We start from the raw sequence: 19,764 nt of genomic DNA, 5'->3' as shown, positions 1-19,764 counted from the left end.
GTAATGACGCGGGCGATAAAAACATATCCAGTTTCCAGATATGTTCAAACCTTATGTTATTATTTATTCAGTTGGAACAGCGACATACCTTGCATATCGGTAAACGCTTTATAAGCCGCCTGCAGCGCAGTTTGCTGCATGGTGTAGTTGGAAATCGTCGAGTTCCAGTCCACATCCACCAGGTTACTCATCTGCTGCGTTTGCGCCAGCGCACGGTCATCGCCCAAAGCATCCAGTTTATCCAACTCGTTAAGCTGGGTCCCCAGTTCGGCACGTACGGTCAGTACGTTATTCAATGAGTTGCTCAGGCTACGGTTGGTGCGGTCAATCGCCGCCGCAGTCGTATCTTTCACTGTATCATCAGCATCAGCCACCGGCGTGTTCAGCGCCGCAATGGCAGTATCCAGGGCTGTAAAAATATTCTTATCGGCATCTGGTTTGGCATTGCTGGTAACGCTATCAAAGATCAGGTCCCCCGTATGGCCAATCACCATGGAACGCGAAGAGTCGACCTGCTGCTCAACGTTGATATCACCGCCCACATATTGCCCTTTAGAATCAAAAGGTGGCGTATCCGTCTTATAGCCCGCAAAGATATAGCGGCCATTGCCATCGGTGCTGTTCGCCAGGTTCAACAGCTGATCGCGAATCCCCTGTAGATCGGTGGCCAGCGATGCGCGGTCGTCATCGCTGAGCGTGCCGTTAGCGGCATAGACAATCTTCTCTTGCGCCGATTGAATTGCGGTAGTGACCTGCTTTAAGGTGCTCTCTTCCGTCGAGACGCGTTGGGTGGCGAAGGTACGGGCTGTGGCGAACTGGGCGTTTTGCGCCTGCGCCTGCGACAGCACAACCGCCTGAGAAGCCGCAACCGGGTCGTCCGAGGCGCGGTTCACCCGCTTGCCGGTCGACATCTGCTCACCGTACTTTAACCATTCAGACTGAGAGTTAGTGATACCCCCCATATTCTGCTGGTACATCATTAAGGTACTGACGCGCATGCTATTCCCTCTCCTTAGCGGATGTTAATTAATGCGTCAAAGAGAGTGCTTGCGGTTTGCAGCACCTGCGCATTGGCCAGATAGTATTGTTGGAACAGCTGCAGGTTGCCGTACTCTTCGTCAAGGTTGACGCCGGAGATCGACTGCTGCTGGTTGCTCAACTGCGTCACCACGTTTGCCTGAGTCGTGCTGCTGCTTTTGAGGGTCGCCGTTTTGGTGCCGATAGTACTCACCATCGCCGCGTAGGCATCGTTAAAGCTTTTTGAGCCGCCGACAATTTTGCTGTTTTGCAGATTCAGCAGCGCCTGACCGTTACGGTTATCGCTTTCGCCAACGCTCGCGCCGGTGGTATCAGCCAGCCCCATCGCAATCTCGGATTCGCTGCTGATAGCCACATCCATATTAACGATGGTGTCGCTAACCGGTTTAACGATAAAGCTGTCACCCGTTGCAACAGGTTTAGAGCCGCCCGATTTCAATTGGGCTGTCACCGTCAAGCCGTCGAATTTCAGCACGCCGGTGGCTGGGTCACTACCTGTATCCAGTTTAACGCTGGTATTGTCAGACAGCCGGGTCACATCCCAGCCGCTGTCGGTTTTCACAATCTTGTAGTCCGTTGCCTGTACAGCAGAGGACTTATCCATTGCCACCGCCAACTCAACATCACCGGTATTTTTACTGTTGGCGATAGAGGACGGTTTACCGAAATCAAAGAAATCAACGCCGGTTTTACCGTTAGCATCAACGCCCTGCTTATGTACGGTGTTAAACGCATCGGCAAAGGCCAGCGCCATCTGGTTCAGGGTATTGCGCGTCTGGTCAAGATCCTGTGAACGGAAGGTCAGCAAACCGCCCAGCGAACCGGTGGTCAGCAATTTCTCCGGGATCTCAACGTTACCTGCGACGTTATCGACATAGGCCACGGTGGTGCGGTTTGGATCCGCGCTGCTCGGCACCGCCGCCAGCTGGCTCGCTTTACTGCCGGCCACGAGGGTGTAGCCGTTGGCCATGGTGATGTTGTAGGTGCTGCCATCCTGGACGTTAACTTCAACGCCCACCAGCTTGTTTAATTCGCTTACCAGCTGATCGCGCTGGTCGAGTAAATCGTTCGGCGATGCGCCTGCACCCACACCGGTTAAACGCGCGATTTTGTCGTTCAGGCTGGCAATCTGTGAAGAGTAGTTATTGACCAGAGCAACCGTAGAGGAGACCGACAGATTGACCTGCTTATCCTGATCGCGCAGATACTGGTCGACGACTTTAAACTGGTTTACCACTCCATCCGCTTTGCCCAGAACGGTCTGACGTGCCGCCGGGTCTTCCGCGTTACTGACCAGCGTTTGCAAGCTGCTGAAAAAGCCCTGCAGCGTCGTCGACAGGTTATTGGTCGAGCTGGAGATCATGCTGTCGATTTTCGACACTTGTTCGTAACGCGTGGTCAAACCGCTGCTCTGGTTTTGCGCCGTCCGCAGCTGGTTAGTGATAAAGGCATTGTATTCACGCTGTACGCCGGAAACGTTGACGCCATTCCCCACCCAACCGCCTGCGCCAAGCGTACTGTTGGCTGAAGCCAGCACCGTCGTCTGGCGGGTGTATCCGGCTACGTTGTAGCTAGCAATGTTGTTACTGGTGGTGTTCAGCGCTGACTGGGCGGCACTCAGCCCGCTCATCGCGCTGTTAATTAAACTGGACATGAACGCTCCTTCTTAAGGCCATGGTATTACTTATCGGATGGCGAACTACAAACTTGAGGCAAATCAGAACAGATTTTCGAGATCGTTGCGGTAAGTGTTACTGACCTTTTCGCTCATCGATTTTAGCTGCTGAATCATGCTGGTTAATTTGCGCGCATACTGCGGATCGGTGGCGTACCCGGCGTTCTGCAACGCCTGCGCCCCCTGCTCCGCCGTCGAGGCCGACGTCACCGCCGCATAGCGCGGATTACGCGTCAGCAGACCGACATAATCGGACAGCGCCTCCAGATACGAGCTGTAGACGCGGAATTTGGCTTTGACCTTTTTCGACTCACCATTTTCAAATTCGGTAGTGGTGATTTCGGTGACTTTGCCCTTCCAGTCACCGGAGGCTTTAACGCCAAACAGGTTGAAGCTCGGCTCGCCGTTTTCCCGGCGGATCTGCCGCTGCCCCCATCCGGACTCCAGCGCTGCCTGCGCCAGAATCAGGTGGTGCGGTATCCCGCTCTGCTCGCTCGCCAGACGCGCGGGCAGAGAAAGCTGGGCTAGGAAGTCCTTCGAATCGCCGGACAGCGGCGTATCGCTGCTGTCCGGCGCTTTTGGCAGCGCTTTGCGAACCATCTGCGTTAACGCCGCATTCTGGTAGCTGGTGATGGTCTGCATATCGAACTTCATCGGTATCTGGCCCACGTTTTCCGCGGGCTCCTGCTGCTGGGCTGACAGCTGTTTAACCATCTCCTCCGCCAGGCCAAGGCCCTTGCCAGCGGTCATCTGCTGGGCGATTTGCTGGTCATACATACTGGTGTAGAGCCGGGTCTGATCGCTGTTGAAAAGGCCATCTTTCGGTAGCGTTTCGCGCATGCTTTTCAGCATCATCTGCACGAACATCCCTTCGACCTGACGCGCCACCGGCCGCAGGTTAGCCTGCGGATCTTGCCCGGCTTTGGTCTTCAGCTCGTTTAACGACTGTGAATCCCAGGCGGCGCTCGCCAGTAATTTGCTGTCAGTCAGCATTAGACAATCTCCACTTTCGCCCGCAGACAACCGGCGCTCTGCATCGCCTGGATTATCGACATCAGATCGATAGGCGTTGCACCCAGCGCGTTCAGCGCCCGAACGACGTTGTTAAGATTGGCGCTGGCGCGAATGCTCTGTAATGAACCGCCGCTCTGACGTAAATCAATCTGCGTTTGCGGTGTCACCACGGTTCGCCCACCGGCAAACGGCGTATCCGGCTGGTTAACCTGCGCGGAACGGTTAACGGTTACGGACAGGTTGCCCTGCGCCACCGCGCAGCTATCCAGCGACACTTCGCGGTTCATGACCACTGAACCGGTACGCGAGTTAATAATGATTTTCGCATCCTGCGGCGCCAGGCCGACTTCCAGGTTCTGGATATCTGCCAACAGACGCACCTGCCCGCTGCCGCCGGTTGGCGCACGAACCTGTACGGTACGCGCATCCAGCGCTGTGGCATTGCCAAGGCTGCTACGGCGGTTGATGGTGTCGGCAATCTGCTGCGCCATCGTGAAGTCATCATCGTTGAGCTGCAAATTGATAGTGTTGCTGGCCCCGAACTGGGTTGGCAGTTCACGTTCAATGGTGGCGCCGCCGGTGATACGGCCACCGTTGAGCTGGTTAACCTGAACGCTGCTGCCGCCCGCCGCCGCACCCGCACCGCCGACCAGAATGTTGCCCTGCGCCAGCGCATAAACCTGGCTGTCGACGCCCTTCATCGGGGTCATCAGCAGCGTGCCGCCGCGCAGGCTTTTGGCATTACCCATTGAAGAAACCACGACATCGATAGTCTGCCCCTGGCGACCAAATGCCGGAAGCTGGGCGGTGACCATGACTGCCGCCACGTTTTTCAGCTGCATGTTGGTGCCCGCCGGAACGGTAATTCCCAGCTGCGACAGCATGTTGTTAAGGCTCTGGGTGGTAAACGGCGTTTGTGTCGTCTGGTCACCCGTTCCGTCAAGACCCACCACCAGACCGTAGCCTATCAGTGAGTTTTCCCTGACCCCTTGCACGCTGGTAAGATCGCGGATGCGTTCAGCGTGCGCCAGACCGGTGACGAGCACCAGCGCCAGGGTTAGCAGAGTTTTAAACATAATTCACCTCGTTACATCGGCGATAGGTTAAGGAAGAAACGCTGCAGCCAGCCCATATTCTGTGCTTCGTTGATGTAGCCATTGCCCACATATTCGATGCGTGCATCTGCCACCTGCGTTGAAGGTACGGTGTTGCTGCCGCTGATGGTGCGCGGGTTGACGACCCCGGAGAAGCGAATAAATTCGGTGCCCTGGTTAATCGCAATCTGTTTTTCACCCACCACGTGCAGGTTGCCGTTGACCAGCACCTGATCGACCGTCACGGTTAGCGTGCCGCTGAAGGTGTTGCTGGCATTCGCGCCGCCCTTGCCATTAAAGGTGTTGCCACCGGACGCTTCCACATCGGCACGCTCATTGCCAAACAGGCCCTGTAGATAGCGTGGTACGGTGTCAAAGCCAAAGTTAGTTTTGCCATCACGGCTGGCATTAGCCGACGAGCTTTTGCTCGCGCTGACGTTTTCCTGCAGAACAATTGTCAGCGTATCGCCGATATTGCGCGGACGACGGTCTTCAAACAGCGGCTGATAGCCGTAGTTAATCGGCTGCGCGGTCTGGAAAATTGAACCGTTCACCACCGGTACCGGGCCGGGGATCGGTTGAGCCGAAGTCGCCCCTTCCACCAGCGGTTTAGACGGTATCAAGGCGCATCCCGCGACGCTTATGGCGACGAGGGTTAAAAGCGGAAAACGAAACGCGGCAGAATTATGCATTGCTTTCTTCTTCTGAATCATTAAAGCGTTTAGCTGGATGGCCCTACGCCATCCAGCCAACAAGTTCGCACACCGTAGGCCGGACAAGCGCAACGCCATCCGACGCCAACAAGTGCACACACCGTAGGCCGGATAAGCACAGCGCCATCCGACGCCAACAGTGCACACACCCGTAAGTCGGATAAACGCAGCGCCATCCGACACCAACAAGTGCACACACCGTAGGTCGGATAAGCACAGCGCCATCCGACGCCAGTGTGTTACAGCTGCGTCAGTTTTTGCAGCATCTGGTCGGTCGTCGACACCGCTTTACTGTTGATCTCATACGCGCGTTGTACCTGGATCATATTGACCAGCTCTTCCGCCACGTTGACGTTAGAGGTCTCGACATATCCCTGATACAACAGGCCCGCACCGTTTAAGCCCGGCGTGGTATCGTTCGGCGCGCCCGACGCCTGAGTTTCGATGTACAGGTTCTCACCAATACTTTCGAGACCGGTGTCGTTCATAAAGGTCGACAGGTTCAACTGCCCCACCTGTACCGGGTTCGCCTGCCCCTGTTGGGTCACGCTGACGATGCCATCGCGCCCAATGGTAATGCTGATGGCGTTGGCCGGGATGGTGATCGCAGGCTGCACCTGATAACCGCTGGCGGTCACCAACTGGCCGTTCTGATCCACCTGGAACGAACCGTCGCGGGTATAGCCCGACGATCCGTCAGGCAGCAGGATCTGGAAGAACCCGTCGCCTTTGATCGCCACGTCTTTACTGTTGTTGGTCTGCGACAGGTTGCCCTGGCTATGCAGACGTTCGGTCGCCACGGGGCGCACGCCGGTACCAATCTGCAGACCAGAAGGCAGCGTCGTTTGTTCGGATGATTGCGCACCCGGCTGGCGAACGGTTTGATAGAGCAAGTCTTCAAATACCGCGCGCTGGCGCTTAAAACCATTAGTACTGACGTTCGCCAGGTTGTTGGCGATAACGTCCATATTGGTTTGCTGCGCGTCGAGACCGGTTTTCGCGATCCATAATGAACTGATCATATTTTTCCTTAGCTCATTGACAGCAACTGGTTAGCTTTCTGCGTGTTTTCATCCACGCTGCTGATAACCTTCATCTGCATTTCAAATCGGCGAGAGCTGGCAATCATGTCCGCCATTGCCGCCACCGGTTTGACGTTACTCCCCTCCAGCACGCCTGACTGTAAACGCAGCGTAGGGTCAGCCTGTAAGGTCTGCCCGCGCGTGGCGATCGCCGACGGCGTAAGATGGAAAAGCCCGTCGTCACCCCGCGCCACTTCCGTGGCGTTTGCCTTGACCACTTTCAGCTTGCCAACCGGCGACACCGTATTCGGTGGGTCGCCCGGCGTCAGCGCCGAAATAGTGCCGTCCGAGGCGATAGTCACCTGCGAGCCTTCCGGTACGCTAAGCGGCCCGGCTTCACCGATAACCGGGTTGCCCTGGATAGTCAGTTGGCCCGTCGGGCTGACCTGGATGTTGCCGTTACGGGTATAGCCTTCGCTACCGTCCGCCGATTGCACCGCCAGCCAACCATCCTGTTGAATCGCCACGTCCAGCGGACGCGCGGTATAGTCCAACTGCCCTGGCGTCATATCCGCCCCCGGCGTGGTAGCGGCGACCAGCGTACGTGTTTCCACGGACGGCCCCACAACCGGCACCGCGCGCATGGCGGTTAACTGTGCGCGAAAGCCCGGCGTGGAGGTGTTAGCAAGGTTGCTCGCCGTGACCGACTGCTGCTGCATGGTCTGGCTGGCGGCACCCATTGCTGTGTATATCGCGTGATCCATGACGTCACCCTGTTAGAGAATTAACGCAGGTTAACCAGCGTGTTGAGGATCTGGTCCTGGGTTTTGATAGTCTGCGCATTCGACTGATAGTTACGCTGCGCCACAATCATGTTCACCAGTTCTTTGCTCAGATCGACGTTGGAAGCTTCCAGCGCACCGTTGGTCAGTGAACCAAAGTTACCGGTCCCCGCGGTACCCAGCAGCGCCACGCCGGAAGACTGAGTGGCTGACCAGACGTTATCGCCTTCTGATTGCAGACCGCCGGTGTTGGAGAAGTTCGCCAGCACAATCTGGCCCAGCAGCTGGCTTTGGCGGTTGGAGTAGTTCCCCACCACCGAACCATCGTCGTTGACCTGATAGCTCACCAGGCTGCCCGGCGCGTAGCCGTTCTGAGTGGTCGCGACCACATCGCTGGAGCCGGTGTTCTGCTGCATGGAATTGAGGAAGCTGAGGTTGAAGGTTTGATTTGGAGCAGAACCGTTCAATGGAGCAACGGCAATATTGATTGACGGCGTGGCATTTGCCGTCCCGCTAAGATCCCAGGTGCTCGGCACGTTAGATGTGTTTTCGGTATAATTCTTTACCGTTTCCAGCGTACCGCTGCTACTGAACCCCATTTGAGCCGCTTTTACCGGAGTCGCACCGGCCACGCTGGTATCCTGCGTCCAAACGTCCCAGGTATTGCTCCCTGTCGTTTTCACGTAATAAACGTTCAGATCGTGAGAGTTACCCAGGCTGTCATAGACGGTCACGGTACCTTTTTTGTTATAGGTATCCGGGTCACTTGGGTTGAAGGTTTTGGTGATAGCGTTATCGGTGGAGTTCAGGTTCATCTGCATGGTGCCGGTGGTCGACGCTTTTGCCGACATCAGCGTGTTCGGAATCGACAGCGCGACCGGGTTAGCACCCTGCTGGATGGTTGGCGGCGTACCGTTGGCCGGGTAGCCGGTCAGATTCAGCCCCTGGGAGTTCACCAGATTACGGTTCTCATCGAGTGAGAACTGGCCGTTACGGCTGTAGTACACCGCACCGTTGTTATCGACCAGACGGAAGAAACCGTTCTGGCTGATAGCCACGTCCAGCGCGCGTCCGGTGCTGGTAGTGGTACCGTCGGTAAAGTCTTGCGTGATCCCCGCAACTTTAACGCCCAGACCGACTTTAGAGCCGGCGAACATATCCGCAAACGACGCCGACCCGGATTTAAAACCATAGGTGGCGGAGTTGGCGATGTTGTTGCCGATAACATCGAGGTTGGTGGCAGCCGCGTTTAAACCACTGACTGCTTGTGAAAAGGCCATAACGTCTCTCCTGAAATAGTGATACGCAAATCCCTTCAAGTTGCATCAAGGCGGCGGGTGAATGAACGCAGCCCACGCCGAGGTGGCTTAAAGGATGACGTGCATCAAGGCTTAAATAATCTGGCGAACCTGATCCAGCGTGGTGGTGCCGTAGGTTCCCAAATCCAGTTTGTTTCCGTCTTTGCCCAAAGTTACGCCCTGAACCAGAGCAAATTGCAGCGGCTGAACCACCATCTGCGTGGTTCCCTGGCTGGCTGCAAAAGTGATGTTGTAAGCGCCATCCGGCGCCGCCGAGCCATCATCCTGCTTGCCGTCCCAGGTATAGGTATGAACGCCTGCCGTTTGCGCGCCCATGTTCAGCGTGCGGATCACTTTGCCGTTGCCATCGGTGATGGTGGCGGTGACCTTCTCAGCCGGTTGCGTCAGCTCAATGCCAAACGGCGTGGTATCCACGCTCTCGCTGCTGCTGTTTTTTCCCGCAAGAATGGTTGAGCCAGGGACCATCACGCCGCGCCCAACCAAAGCGCCGGCCTGCAAAGACTGGCCGCTATTGATTTGTCCGGAGATGGAACCCAGGGTGGTGTTGAGCTTCTCAATGCCGCTCAGAGTACTTATCTGCGCCAGTTGCGAAGTCAGTTCGTTGTTCTGCAGCGGGTTGGTCGGGTCCTGGTTTTTCAGCTGTGCCACCAGCAGCGTCAGAAAGCTGCCTTGCAGATCGGAGGAGTTGTTGGTCCCGGTGCTGCTGACCGACGACGATGAGGACGCCGCCTTGCTGCTCGCGGTATCGGTAATATTGGCTACGACAGACATCGGTTATCTCCTTATTGTCCAAGCGTCAGCGTTTTGAGCATCATGCTTTTCACGGTGTTCAGCACTTCGACGTTGGCCTGATAGCTGCGCGACGCGGACATGGTGTTGACCATCTCGCCAACCACGTCCACGTTAGGCATCCGGACATAACCTTTGGCATCCGCCAGAGGGTTGCCCGGCTGATAAACCAGCTTGTCGGGCTCCTGACTTTCCACGACATCAGCCACCTTCACGCCGCCGGTAGCGGCACCAATCGGCGCATCCACCTGGAAAACAACCTGCTTGGCGCGATACGGTTGCCCGTCCGGCCCGGCCACGCTGTCGGCGTTCGCCAGGTTACTGGCGGCCACGTTCAGACGTTTGGACTGCGCGGTGAGCGCAGAACCCGCGACGTCGAAGATATTGAGTAATGCCATGGGTTAGTTCCCCTGCTGCAGGACACTCATCATGCCCTTGATTTGTCCGCCCAGAACCGTAAGCCCGGTCTGGTACTGGAGGCTGTTATCGGCAAACTGCGTACGTTCCCGGTCCATATCGACGGTGTTGCCATCCATCGCTGGCTGGTCGGGAATGCGGTACAGAAGGTCGGCTTCAGGTGTCGAGATTGTCTGGGCGGGAATGTGGCGTGAAGAGGTCAGCGTCAGCGAAACGCCGCTGTTTTCCGCGCGCCCGCGCGCCATCACTTTTTTAAGTTCGCTGGCAAAATCCATATCGCGCGCCTGATACCCCGGGGTATCGGCGTTGGCAATATTGGCAGCCAGAATTTCCTGACGCTCAGCGCGCAGGTTTAGAGCTTCTTGCTGAAAACGTAATGCGGCATCGAGTTTATCGAGCATGTCTCCTCCGCTAATGACAAAGTTTCAGCTATAAGCTTAATTCTCCGCACCTGCGCGTCATCGTCGGAATAAGCGCAATATGCGTCGCTATTTATTGCGTTGATGTCGGCGTAAGTTGGGTAAAATGCGTACATTCGCCATCCACTGGAGCGTTCAATGCGTCAGCTCATTGCCCCATTTACCGCAGCGCTGCTGGCCTTCGGCCCGTTGGCTCACGCGGCTGATATCCAGACTCAGTTGACCGATTTTTTTACCCAGCGGCTTACCGGTTTTAGCACTGAAGTCAGCGTCAGCCTGCGCAATGCGCAAAATCTGAAGCTTGCCTGCGATGAGCCCGCGTTTACGACGCCGGGGAATTCGCGCCTGTGGGGAAATTTAACGGTGCTGGCGCAGTGCGGGAATGCGAAGCAGTATTTGCAGGTCAGCGTGCAGGCGATGGGTGAGTACGTTGTTGCCGCCGCGCCGATTGTGCGCGGAACGCCGATTGAAGCGCAGAGCGTGACGTTGATGCGCGGCCGGCTCGATCAATTACCGCCTCGCACCATGCTGACGCTGGCGCAGGCCGAAGATGCTATCAGCCTGCGCGACGTGGCTATTGGGCAGCCCATTCAGCTGTCAATGGTGCGCCAATCATGGCGGGTGAAAGCCGGGCAAAAGGTGATGGTGATTGCGCAAGGAGATGGATTCAGTATCAACAGTGAAGGCCAGGCATTAAACAATGCCGCCGTGGCGCAAAGTGCGCGGGTGCGAATGCCGTCCGGGCAGGTGGTGAGCGGACAGGTCAATACTGATGGGAATATTCTGATTAATCTATAAACGTCATAAAGAAACTGTATCGCTTGCCGATAGATAATTAACAATTAATGAGAGTCGGCGCCTGCGCCATACCAGAGCCTCCATGAGGAAAGAACCATGAGCATCGATCGTACATCACCTCTGAAAGCTGTCACCACCGTACAGCCGCGCGAAACCCCAGAAACCAGCGCGCAAAAAACGCGTGCGGAAAAGACCACCACCGCCACCAGCGCGAGTGTGACTTTAAGCAATGCGCAGACGGCGTTAACCCGCTCCGGCAGCAGCGATATTAATATGGCTCGCGTCGAAGAACTGAAAACCGCAATCCGTAACGGCGAATTAAAAATGGATACCGGCAAGATTGCCGACGCGTTAATTCAGGACACCCAAGACTATCTACAGAGTAAATAAAAAAGATGAGCGGTTTGTCAGCGATACTCGACCAAATGATCAGCATCCTCAACTCGCTAAAAGAGGTGATGGATGCTGAGCAGCAACAGCTCTCCGCAGGCAACGTCAACGGCCTGCAACTTGCCAGCATAACGGAAGAGAAAAGCTCTCTGTTGGCAACGTTAGACTATCTGGAGAAACAGCGCCGGGTCGAACAAACGGCGCAACGTAACGCCGAAGAAGAGGTTGGCGACCGCTGGCAGGCTATCACCGATACCACGCAGCATCTACGCCGCGTAAACCAGCACAACGGCTGGTTACTTGAAGGTCAGATTGAACGCAATCAACAGGCGATTGACGTTCTCAAACCGTTCCAGGAAACGGGGCTTTACGGTAAAGATGGTCAGACGGCAGGAAGTAGTCTGGCGCGTAGCGCGAAGAAATTCTCAGTGTAAAACGTGCGGGGCAACATGATGTGCCCCGCGAAGTGCATCTCTTTTACGCCGTCCGGCGGGCAAACTCTTTAATCTTGAATCCCAGAATCGCCAGCGTTGCAAAGTAAGCGACGATCCCCACCAGCACCACGCCCGTCAGGCGCAGCAGGCGGAATGGCATTGTCCCCAGCGACCACTCTGGCATCACATACATCATACCCAGCAGCGCCGCCGCCATCACCAGAACCGAGACCACCAGACGTACCAGGAACATGCGCCAGCCCGGCTGCGGGGTAAAGATTTTCTGTTTACGCAGCTGCCAGTAAAGCAGCGCCGCGTTAAGACAGGCCGCCAGACCAATCGACAGCGACAGCCCCGCATGCTTAAGCGGGCCGATAAACGCCAGGTTCATCACCTGGGTCATAATCAGCGTCACAATAGCAATTTTGACCGGGGTTTTAATATCCTGGCGTGAGTAGAAGCCCGGTGCCAGCACCTTCACGACAATCAGCCCCATCAGGCCGACCGAGTAGGCTACCAGCGCGCGTTGGGTCATTGCCGCATCGAATGCGGTGAATTTGCCGTACTGGAACAGCGCCACGGTCAGCGGTTTAGCCAGAATCCCCAATGCCACCGCGCTTGGCAGCGCCAGCAGGAAGCACAGACGCAAGCCCCAGTCCATCAGGCGACAGTATTCATCATGGTTGCCGCTGGCGAAGCTTTTCGACAGCGATGGCAGCAGGATAGTCCCCAACGCCACGCCCAGCACGCCGGAGGGGAACTCCATCAGGCGGTCAGCATAGTACATCCACGAGACAGACCCGGAGACGAGGAAGGAGGCAAAAATGGTGTTGATAATAAGCGAAATCTGGCTGACGGAAACGCCAAGAATTGCCGGCCCCATCTGTTTCACCACCCGCACCGCGCCCGCATCTTTCAGGCTAAAGCGCGGCAACACCAGCATGCCGATTTTCTTCAAGTGCGGCAGTTGATAGGCCAGCTGTAGCACGCCGCCGACCGTGACCGCCCACGCCAGCGCCAGCACCGGTGGATGGAAGTGCGGCGCGGCAAACAGCGCGAAGCCTATCATGCTGACGTTCAGGAACGTCGGCGCAAACGCCGGCACGGAGAAACGGTTCCAGGTATTCAGGATGGCCCCGACCAGCGAGGCCAGCGAGATCAGCAGAATATAGGGGAAAGTAATGCGCAGCAGCTGCGTAGTTAAGGCGAATTTATCTGCGGTATCAGCAAAACCGGGGGCGGTAATGGTAATTACCCACGGTGCGGCAATCATCCCCAGCACCGTCACCAGCGCCAGCGCCAGCGTCAGCAGGCCCGAGACATAGGAGACAAAGACGCGGGTCGCATCTTCACCCTGCTTGCTTTTATATTCCGCCAGAATAGGCACGAACGCCTGAGAAAATGCGCCTTCGGCAAAAATACGCCGCAGTAGATTTGGCAGCTTAAACGCCACGAAAAAGGCGTCAGTGGCCATACCGGCACCGAATACCCTCGCTACAATCGCGTCACGCGCAAATCCCAGTACGCGCGAAAACATAGTCATCGAGCTGACGGCTGCCAGCGATTTAAGTAGGTTCATTAATCTGTGATTCCACAACCTGGATCAGAGCGCCCGCTAGATGAGCGCTGAAAAAGTGGCGTTAGTCTACCGGGTTCGGGGTGAATTGCCACTGCCAGTTGTTACAGCTGATGTGGGTTTACAGTGGAACTTGCCGGCTGAGTGCGGGGTTCCGTTCACCTTTCGTCAAGCGATATATGAAGCCTCGTTTCCCGTGAACGGGCTAAGGGGGGCGCCGCGCCCCCTTTGCAATCCCCGCGGCCCCGCGGCGAAATCGGTGCTTCGCACTGCGTTCGCCTGCGAACTCCAGCCTGCGGCACGGCGAAACTCGACGCTACTCGTCCCATCCCTGGGACTCGCCCTTCGGGCCAACGCAAGCGTTGTTCAAAATTGCTCCCGGCAATTTTGTCGTGTCTCGGTTCGCCTCAGTCCGCCGTCCTGGCGGACTGACCTTGTCTTCCATTCTCCGGCTCACCGATTTCAAGCGGGGACTCATCGGTTCCAGCGACTTCGATTTTTGCTTTTAGCGAAAAGACTACAGCGGCATAGGTGGCGTCTGAATCGCAGAAGCGTTGCCTGCAGGCCGGGGCAGCCCACAGGGATGTGGGCTGAGGGCGCGGCTTTACAGGGATGTTACCTCGCGCCCGACCCGAAAGCCGGAAGGCATAAGCTGAGGGAACCGCGAAGCGGCGATTCTGCCGCTAGAGCCTGGGGGTGCAGGGGGCGGCGGCGATTGGCCGCCCCCTGCGCGCTCCTTGCGTCGCACTTTTTATATGGCAAGAGTAGAAAGGGAGCGCAACAGAGCTCCCTTTTCAATCGTATTGTCCGTTGAATGTAATCTCGGTCTATTCGCGGATCGCCTCACGCCATAACCCTTCCACAATACGCTGGGCATAAATCGCCTGCTCACCCGCCGTATCAGGAACAGTCTGATTTTGCACACACTCAATAAAGTGACGCGCGCAGCCGCTAAAACCGCGCTGTTCGAGGGTCGTTTGCCAGCCCGGAATCGGCTGCGTGACGACACCGGCACCGCGTTCTTCTCGCCACTCACGCATATCCGTCACCTCGTACAGCCCGCCATCCGTTACCGCCTGCACCCATTCGCGTTGGCTGCCCGCGCGGCGGTGCATGCTGGTGGTAATCTGTAGCCCTGGCTGGCTGAAGTGATGCTCCGCGTAGAACATACAGCCTTGGTCAGTGGTTTGCAGCATACCGCCGCTGAGTTTCGCCTTACCGTCGGCCAGCCACAGCGCGGTATCCACCACGTGCAGATAGTCATCCAGCAGCGTAAAACGCAGGTCGTGCGGGCCCACGCTGTCAGCGCGGTGCTTGTCCATGCGCAGCGAAGACATCTCACCAGCCCGCTGTTTCAACTGTCGGTACAGCGGCGAAAAACGGCGGTTAAAGCCAACCATCAGGGTCAGGTTTTTACGCGCCGCCAGCGCCACCAGCCGCTCGGCGTCGTCGAGTTTATCGGCCAACGGTTTATCGACGCAGACATGGACACCGGCATTGAGCAGTTCGCTCACCACGGCGTAATGCGAAGCCGTAGAGCTATGAACGAAGACCGCATCACACTGGGCGGCAAGTGCCGTGAGCGAGTCGGCATAGGGCATACGGTAGTTTTCACACACCCGCAGCGCCTTTTCTTTCCCCGGCGACCAGGCTGCCTGTAGCGTCCAGTCGGTCGCGGCACTTAACACCGGCAGCCACGCTTTTTGGGCAATACCGCCCAGCCCCACCACGCCAATGCGAATTTTAGCCATCCTGATTACTCTCCAAGGTGCGCCAGCAGTGAGTCCAGGCGCTGTTTCAACTCGGCGACTTCGCCTTCCAGCGCTTCGACGCGGGAGCGCAGATCATCATCAATCAGCGGGGAATCTGGCTGACTGGCGGCCATCGCCTGCAGGTCCACCTCACCGCTGAACAGATGCATATAGCGGCTTTCGCGTTTACCCGGCTCGCGCGGCAGACGAACGACAAACGGGCCATCTTCACGATTCGCCAGGCGCTCGAGGGTGCTCTCAACTTCCGCCATATCGCCAAATTCATGCATACGCTGCGCGCGACCGCGCAGTTCGCCAGGCGTTTGCGCACCGCGCAGCAGCAGCGTAGTAACCAGCGCCACTTCCGCACTGGAGAGCTTAAGATCGCCAAACTCAGAATTACAAAAACGCTGTTCGTATTTTGTCACCCGGTTGCCAAAACCGCTGACCGTGCGCAGGTAGTGGCGTTTGACCAGCATATCTAGCTGATTCTGCACTTCCGCTTCGCTGAGCGTCATCACCGGTTCCCGGTTGGTTTTCTGGTTGCAGGCCGTAACCACGCCGTTAATCGACAGCGGATACTGCTCGGGGGTAGTAACCTGTTTTTCCAGCAGGCAGCCGATAACGCGGGCCTCGAGCGGACTCAGTTGGTATTTCATGGTTGTCTCCTTAGCGACCAGCAGTCCATTGTGGGGTAGTCAACGCCGTGAGCACGTGATCGCGCCACTCGCCGTCAATCAGCAAATAGTCTTTGGCGTAGCCTTCTTTTTCGAAACCCAATCGCGCCAGCAGTCCACCGCTGCGCTGATTGTGCGGCATATAGTTGGCCATAATACGGTGAATGTGTTGCGTTCGTTGCATATAGCGGATAGCGCTGGTGAGCGCTTCGTACATCATCCCCTGCCCCTGCCATTTCTGGCCGATGGAGTAGCCGAGGTAGCAGGAATGGAATGAGCCGCGCACCACGTTAGAAAAGTTTGCCACCCCGATAATCTCTTTCTCTTCCGGGTCGAGCAACACGAAATAAAAAGCCGTTCCCTGCTTATGAAACTCATTAATCATCGACAACCGCGCCTGCCAGCCCGAAGGATAGCAATGGCTGTCATCGCGGACAGGTTCCCAGGGTTTTAAAAACTGCCGATTCTCGGCGTAATAATCAGCCAGACGCCAGGCGTCCCGGTCATGAACCAGACGCACGACCAGCCGGTCCGTGGTTAACCTAACTTTCGGCACATTACTGCGATAGCCAAACATCTCACTACTCCCGTACCAAACCTATACCCTGGTCGTTTAACTATACCTGCACCACGGCAGCCAATGAAAACAACAATCTATTATTTTGCATTGTGATAAAAAAGCCCCGCGACTGGCAATACGTGAAAAGGTGAGACAGTCCAGCAAAATGAAGATGTTACTGGTATTTTCTAACCGCTTGAGAAATGAGGAAAAGACCAAAACGGTTATTTATTCAGCTGAATAACCCGTTTTTGCCATTTAGAGACAAATAAAGCAGTGCCAACTTTGCGAGAATTCGCTGCCTAAGATTTCGACATGCCGCTATCGTGTATTCTAAGGCGCCCCTGCGGTATCAATATTTATTTCTTTAAAGGCTCCATGATGGGTGAAATTAGCATTACCAAACTGCGATGCCGGCTTTTTCAATGATAAAAAGTCTGCCGACCGCCACGATAAATAGGATCGTTTAGCACGGTATTTATCTGTTTTGAATCTGTCGACACCGGATTTTGCACGCAGCATGAGGTCTGTTTCCGGTAACGGTTGAACCTCACCACGGCACTTTCAGTGTTTTCCGCTGTCACAGACCTACTGACAGCGTATGCTGCTCTTAGTCAGGATGAACATGATGCATCTCGTTGAGGAACCCCATGAATAAATTGTTAGTCATTGCCGCCCTGATTGTCAGCGGTCTGGTCGTTGGTTGTAACCAGCTTACGCAGTATTCCGTCAGCGAGCAGGAGATTAATCAGGCGCTACAGAAACGCAATAATTTCTCCAAAGATATCGGGCTCCCTGGCGTCGCTGACGCGCACATCGTCCTCAGCAATCTCACCAGCGCGATTGGCCGTGAAGAACCGAATAAAATCACGCTCAGTGGCGATGCGAAGCTGGACCTGAATTCACTGTTTGGCAGCCAGAAAGCTAACATTGTTCTGACGCTTAAAGCGCTGCCGGTCTTTAACCAGGAGCAAGGCGCTATCTATCTACAGGAGATGGAAGTCCAGGACGCGAAAGTGACGCCGGAAAAAATGCAGTCGGTGGTACAAACGCTTATCCCGTACCTGAACCAGTCTCTGCGCACCTACTTCAATAAACAGCCCGCCTACGTGCTGAAAGAAGATGCCAGCCAGGGCGAAGCGCTGGCGAAAAAATATGCCAAAGGTATCGAAGTGAAGCCTGGTGAGATCATCATCCCGTTCACTAATTGATTCATCCATAAAAAATGCCCGGCGATGACCGGGCATTTTTTTATCTAAAAGAGATGCAAAGGAAAACGTTTACGCTTATCCTTAGTGCCCGGCAAAAATGACTGCAATCCCACCAGCCGGAGCCTCAAATGACCGCATTACCTCAAGTTGTGAAAATTCGCCGCCCAGACGACTGGCATATTCATCTTCGCGATGGCGAGATGCTGAAAACGGTTGTTCCGTATACCAGTGAACTGTATGGCCGCGCGATTATCATGCCGAATCTGGTTCCGCCAATCACCACCGTGGATGCGGCTATCGCCTACCGCCAGCGTATTCTTGACGCCGTGCCTGCCGGGCATGATTTCACTCCGTTGATGACCTGTTATTTAACCGATACGTTGGACCCTAACGAGCTTGAGCGCGGCTTTAATGAAGGTGTGTTTACCGCCGCCAAGCTGTATCCGGCTAACGCGACCACCAACTCCAGCCACGGTGTCACCAGCACCGATGCCATCATGCCGGTACTTGAGCGTATGGAAAAGCTGGGCATGCCGCTGTTGGTACACGGCGAAGTCACCCACGCGGATATCGATATTTTCGACCGCGAAGCACGCTTTATCGACACCGTCATGGAACCGCTGCGCCAACGCTTGCCGGGTCTGAAGGTGGTATTTGAGCACATCACCACCAAAGACGCGGCGGAATACGTCCGCGACGGTAACGAGCTTATCGCTGCCACGATAACCCCGCAGCACCTGATGTTTAACCGCAACCACATGCTGGTCGGCGGCGTACGTCCGCATCTTTACTGCCTGCCTATCCTTAAACGTAATATTCACCAGCAGGCGCTGCGTGAACTGGTTGCCAGCGGCTTTACCCGCGCGTTCCTCGGCACCGATTCGGCACCACATGCCCGTCACCGTAAAGAAGCGAGCTGCGGCTGCGCCGGATGCTTCAACGCCCCAACCGCACTGAGCAGCTACGCCACGGTATTCGAAGAGATGAATGCACTACAGCACCTGGAAGCCTTCTGTTCGCTGAATGGACCACGCTTCTACGGCCTGCCGGTCAACGAAGGCTTTGTCGAGCTGGTACGTGAAGAGAGCCGGGTGGCCGAAAGCATCGCGCTGAGCGACGATACCCTGGTGCCATTCCTCGCCGGCGAAACGCTGCGCTGGACGGTGAAAAAATAAAATCGCGCCCCCTGTTGTAAAAGCTCGAATGTAACTGTATAAATATACAGTATATTACACAGGGGGCAATTATGCGTATTGAAGTCACTGTTGCAAAAACCACCGTGCTGCCCGCCGGTGCCTTAGACGCGCTGGCAGACGAACTATCCCGCCGTATTAACAACCAGTTTCCCGACAGCGGAGGCAGCGTCAGCGTGCGTTATGCCGCCAGCAACAACCTCTCCGTCATTGGTGGAATTAAAGAAGATAAAGACCGTATCACCGAGATCCTGCAAGAAACGTGGGAAAGTGCGGACGACTGGTTTATTACCGATTAACCCTTGTTCCAACATTGTGTTTTTGCCGGGTCGCCCCGGCTTTTTTTCATCTTTATCCGCTTGTTTTCCCCGCCTTTCATCGCCATATTTTAGATTAGCCGCAAAAACAATGAGCAAAATGGTTGTTTATTGCGCAAACAACAACCTACTCAGGAATTTATGTTGCTTTTGATTTCAATTCTCGAGTATTTATTGAATTGTTGTATACTGATAAAGCTTCACAAAAAATTGCATTAAACCTCGAGAGTTGTTGCCTTTTAACACGTATATAAGGGGTTATGATGGAAAAGAATAATGAAGTCATCCAGACCCATCCCCTCGTCGGATGGGACATCAGCACCGTAGATAGCTATGATGCGCTGATGTTGCGCCTGCACTACCAAGACCCCAATGAATCGAGCAACAAAGAAGCAGAAGTTGGCCAGACCCTGTGGCTAACGACGGACGTCGCACGTCAGTTTATTTCTATTCTTGAAGCCGGGATTGCCAAAATTGAGTCTGGCGATTATCAGGTCAACGAGTATCGCAGGCATTAATGCCGATACTTTCCTCGAGTTAAGAGCCAACAGGCACCTGCGGGTGCCTTAATTATTT

General features: G+C 55.6%; 23 protein-coding genes. 7 read left to right on the top strand and 16 right to left on the bottom strand.

Translation table 11 applies throughout. The features are described 5' to 3' along the window. Positions 1-59 precede the first annotated feature (59 nt). The 11 genes from flgL to flgB form a co-directional block, all read right to left on the bottom strand. Entirely contained in the window at positions 60-998 is a 939-nt protein-coding gene (gene flgL, locus ABOC97_RS13740; RefSeq protein WP_349598539.1) for a flagellar hook-associated protein FlgL, read from the bottom strand. 14 nt (positions 999-1,012) lie between these two features. Further along, entirely contained in the window at positions 1,013-2,692 is a 1,680-nt protein-coding gene (gene flgK, locus ABOC97_RS13735; RefSeq protein ID WP_349598536.1) for a flagellar hook-associated protein FlgK, read from the bottom strand. A gap of 63 nt (positions 2,693-2,755) precedes the next feature. After that, on the bottom strand, positions 2,756-3,706 hold the full coding sequence (flgJ, locus tag ABOC97_RS13730) for a flagellar assembly peptidoglycan hydrolase FlgJ (RefSeq protein WP_349598533.1): 951 nt from the start codon (positions 3,704-3,706) through the stop codon (positions 2,756-2,758). Beyond that, positions 3,706-4,803 (bottom strand): flagellar basal body P-ring protein FlgI, encoded by a 1,098-nt coding sequence (locus ABOC97_RS13725; protein WP_234503957.1) that lies wholly within the window; start codon positions 4,801-4,803, stop codon positions 3,706-3,708. The genes flgJ and ABOC97_RS13725 overlap by 1 nt, the downstream gene beginning before the upstream one ends. An 11-nt stretch (positions 4,804-4,814) precedes the next feature. Beyond that, positions 4,815-5,513: a flagellar basal body L-ring protein FlgH gene (locus tag ABOC97_RS13720; RefSeq protein WP_349598530.1), complete on the bottom strand. Its 699-nt coding sequence runs from the start codon at positions 5,511-5,513 to the stop codon at positions 4,815-4,817. A 260-nt stretch (positions 5,514-5,773) separates the two neighbouring features. Next, the gene (gene flgG / locus ABOC97_RS13715; RefSeq protein WP_052285574.1) at positions 5,774-6,556 is read right to left on the bottom strand and encodes a flagellar basal-body rod protein FlgG; all 783 of its coding nucleotides are present in this window, start codon (positions 6,554-6,556) and stop codon (positions 5,774-5,776) included. Positions 6,557-6,564: 8 nt separating this feature from the next. Continuing rightward, positions 6,565-7,320 (bottom strand): flagellar basal body rod protein FlgF, encoded by a 756-nt coding sequence (locus tag ABOC97_RS13710; RefSeq protein ID WP_234503955.1) that lies wholly within the window; start codon positions 7,318-7,320, stop codon positions 6,565-6,567. A gap of 20 nt (positions 7,321-7,340) precedes the next feature. Beyond that, positions 7,341-8,618 carry a flagellar hook protein FlgE gene (flgE, locus tag ABOC97_RS13705; RefSeq protein WP_349598526.1) on the bottom strand — a complete coding sequence of 426 codons (1,278 nt, stop codon included), beginning with the start codon at positions 8,616-8,618 and terminating at the stop codon, positions 7,341-7,343. A gap of 111 nt (positions 8,619-8,729) precedes the next feature. Then, complete coding sequence (flgD, locus tag ABOC97_RS13700; protein WP_349598523.1) at positions 8,730-9,428, bottom strand: flagellar hook assembly protein FlgD; 699 nt, start codon at positions 9,426-9,428, stop codon at positions 8,730-8,732. Positions 9,429-9,439: 11 nt separating this feature from the next. Beyond that, the gene (gene flgC / locus ABOC97_RS13695) at positions 9,440-9,844 is read right to left on the bottom strand and encodes a flagellar basal body rod protein FlgC (protein ID WP_035894207.1); all 405 of its coding nucleotides are present in this window, start codon (positions 9,842-9,844) and stop codon (positions 9,440-9,442) included. Positions 9,845-9,847: 3 nt separating this feature from the next. Further along, positions 9,848-10,264: a flagellar basal body rod protein FlgB gene (gene flgB / locus ABOC97_RS13690; RefSeq protein WP_234503951.1), complete on the bottom strand. Its 417-nt coding sequence runs from the start codon at positions 10,262-10,264 to the stop codon at positions 9,848-9,850. Between the two features lie 156 nt (positions 10,265-10,420). Between flgB and flgA the strand changes: the two genes are divergently transcribed. The 3 genes from flgA (at position 10,421) to flgN (ending at position 11,904) form a co-directional block, all read left to right on the top strand. Continuing rightward, positions 10,421-11,080, top strand: coding sequence for a flagellar basal body P-ring formation chaperone FlgA (gene flgA, locus ABOC97_RS13685; protein WP_349598519.1), 660 nt, complete (start codon positions 10,421-10,423; stop codon positions 11,078-11,080). A 96-nt stretch (positions 11,081-11,176) separates the two neighbouring features. After that, entirely contained in the window at positions 11,177-11,470 is a 294-nt protein-coding gene (flgM, locus tag ABOC97_RS13680; RefSeq protein WP_234503946.1) for a flagellar biosynthesis anti-sigma factor FlgM, read from the top strand. Between the two features lie 5 nt (positions 11,471-11,475). Then, positions 11,476-11,904, top strand: coding sequence for a flagella biosynthesis chaperone FlgN (gene flgN, locus ABOC97_RS13675; RefSeq protein ID WP_234503944.1), 429 nt, complete (start codon positions 11,476-11,478; stop codon positions 11,902-11,904). A gap of 43 nt (positions 11,905-11,947) precedes the next feature. Here the strand turns inward: flgN and murJ are convergent, their stop codons facing one another. The 5 genes from murJ to ABOC97_RS13650 all read right to left on the bottom strand — a co-directional run bounded on the left by murJ (position 11,948) and on the right by ABOC97_RS13650 (position 16,989). After that, complete coding sequence (gene murJ, locus ABOC97_RS13670; RefSeq protein WP_349598515.1) at positions 11,948-13,483, bottom strand: murein biosynthesis integral membrane protein MurJ; 1,536 nt, start codon at positions 13,481-13,483, stop codon at positions 11,948-11,950. Positions 13,484-14,307: 824 nt separating this feature from the next. Continuing rightward, positions 14,308-15,222, bottom strand: coding sequence for a Gfo/Idh/MocA family protein (locus tag ABOC97_RS13665; RefSeq protein WP_349598782.1), 915 nt, complete (start codon positions 15,220-15,222; stop codon positions 14,308-14,310). Positions 15,223-15,236: 14 nt separating this feature from the next. Then, a complete protein-coding gene (locus ABOC97_RS13660; protein WP_349598513.1) occupies positions 15,237-15,890 on the bottom strand; it encodes a YceH family protein in 654 nt (217 codons plus the stop codon). Between the two features lie 10 nt (positions 15,891-15,900). Then, the gene (gene rimJ, locus ABOC97_RS13655; RefSeq protein WP_349598510.1) at positions 15,901-16,485 is read right to left on the bottom strand and encodes a ribosomal protein S5-alanine N-acetyltransferase; all 585 of its coding nucleotides are present in this window, start codon (positions 16,483-16,485) and stop codon (positions 15,901-15,903) included. Positions 16,486-16,800: 315 nt separating this feature from the next. Then, positions 16,801-16,989 (bottom strand): hypothetical protein, encoded by a 189-nt coding sequence (locus ABOC97_RS13650; RefSeq protein ID WP_349598507.1) that lies wholly within the window; start codon positions 16,987-16,989, stop codon positions 16,801-16,803. A gap of 128 nt (positions 16,990-17,117) precedes the next feature. Here ABOC97_RS13650 and ABOC97_RS13645 point away from each other — a divergent pair, with 128 nt between their 5' ends. The 4 genes from ABOC97_RS13645 (at position 17,118) to bssS (ending at position 19,706) form a co-directional block, all read left to right on the top strand. Continuing rightward, positions 17,118-17,678 carry a lipoprotein gene (locus ABOC97_RS13645; RefSeq protein ID WP_234503931.1) on the top strand — a complete coding sequence of 187 codons (561 nt, stop codon included), beginning with the start codon at positions 17,118-17,120 and terminating at the stop codon, positions 17,676-17,678. Positions 17,679-17,806: 128 nt separating this feature from the next. Then, a complete protein-coding gene (pyrC, locus tag ABOC97_RS13640) occupies positions 17,807-18,853 on the top strand; it encodes a dihydroorotase (protein WP_349598503.1) in 1,047 nt (348 codons plus the stop codon). 71 nt (positions 18,854-18,924) lie between these two features. After that, a complete protein-coding gene (gene dinI / locus ABOC97_RS13635; RefSeq protein WP_061280109.1) occupies positions 18,925-19,170 on the top strand; it encodes a DNA damage-inducible protein I in 246 nt (81 codons plus the stop codon). A gap of 281 nt (positions 19,171-19,451) precedes the next feature. Then, positions 19,452-19,706: a biofilm formation regulator BssS gene (bssS, locus tag ABOC97_RS13630; RefSeq protein WP_349598779.1), complete on the top strand. Its 255-nt coding sequence runs from the start codon at positions 19,452-19,454 to the stop codon at positions 19,704-19,706. The last annotated feature ends 58 nt before the right edge of the window (positions 19,707-19,764 follow it).

The organism is Kluyvera huaxiensis, from assembly GCF_040149365.1.
Classification (GTDB): domain Bacteria; phylum Pseudomonadota; class Gammaproteobacteria; order Enterobacterales; family Enterobacteriaceae; genus Kluyvera; species Kluyvera intermedia_A.
This window is presented reverse-complemented; position numbering and strand designations above follow the sequence as displayed.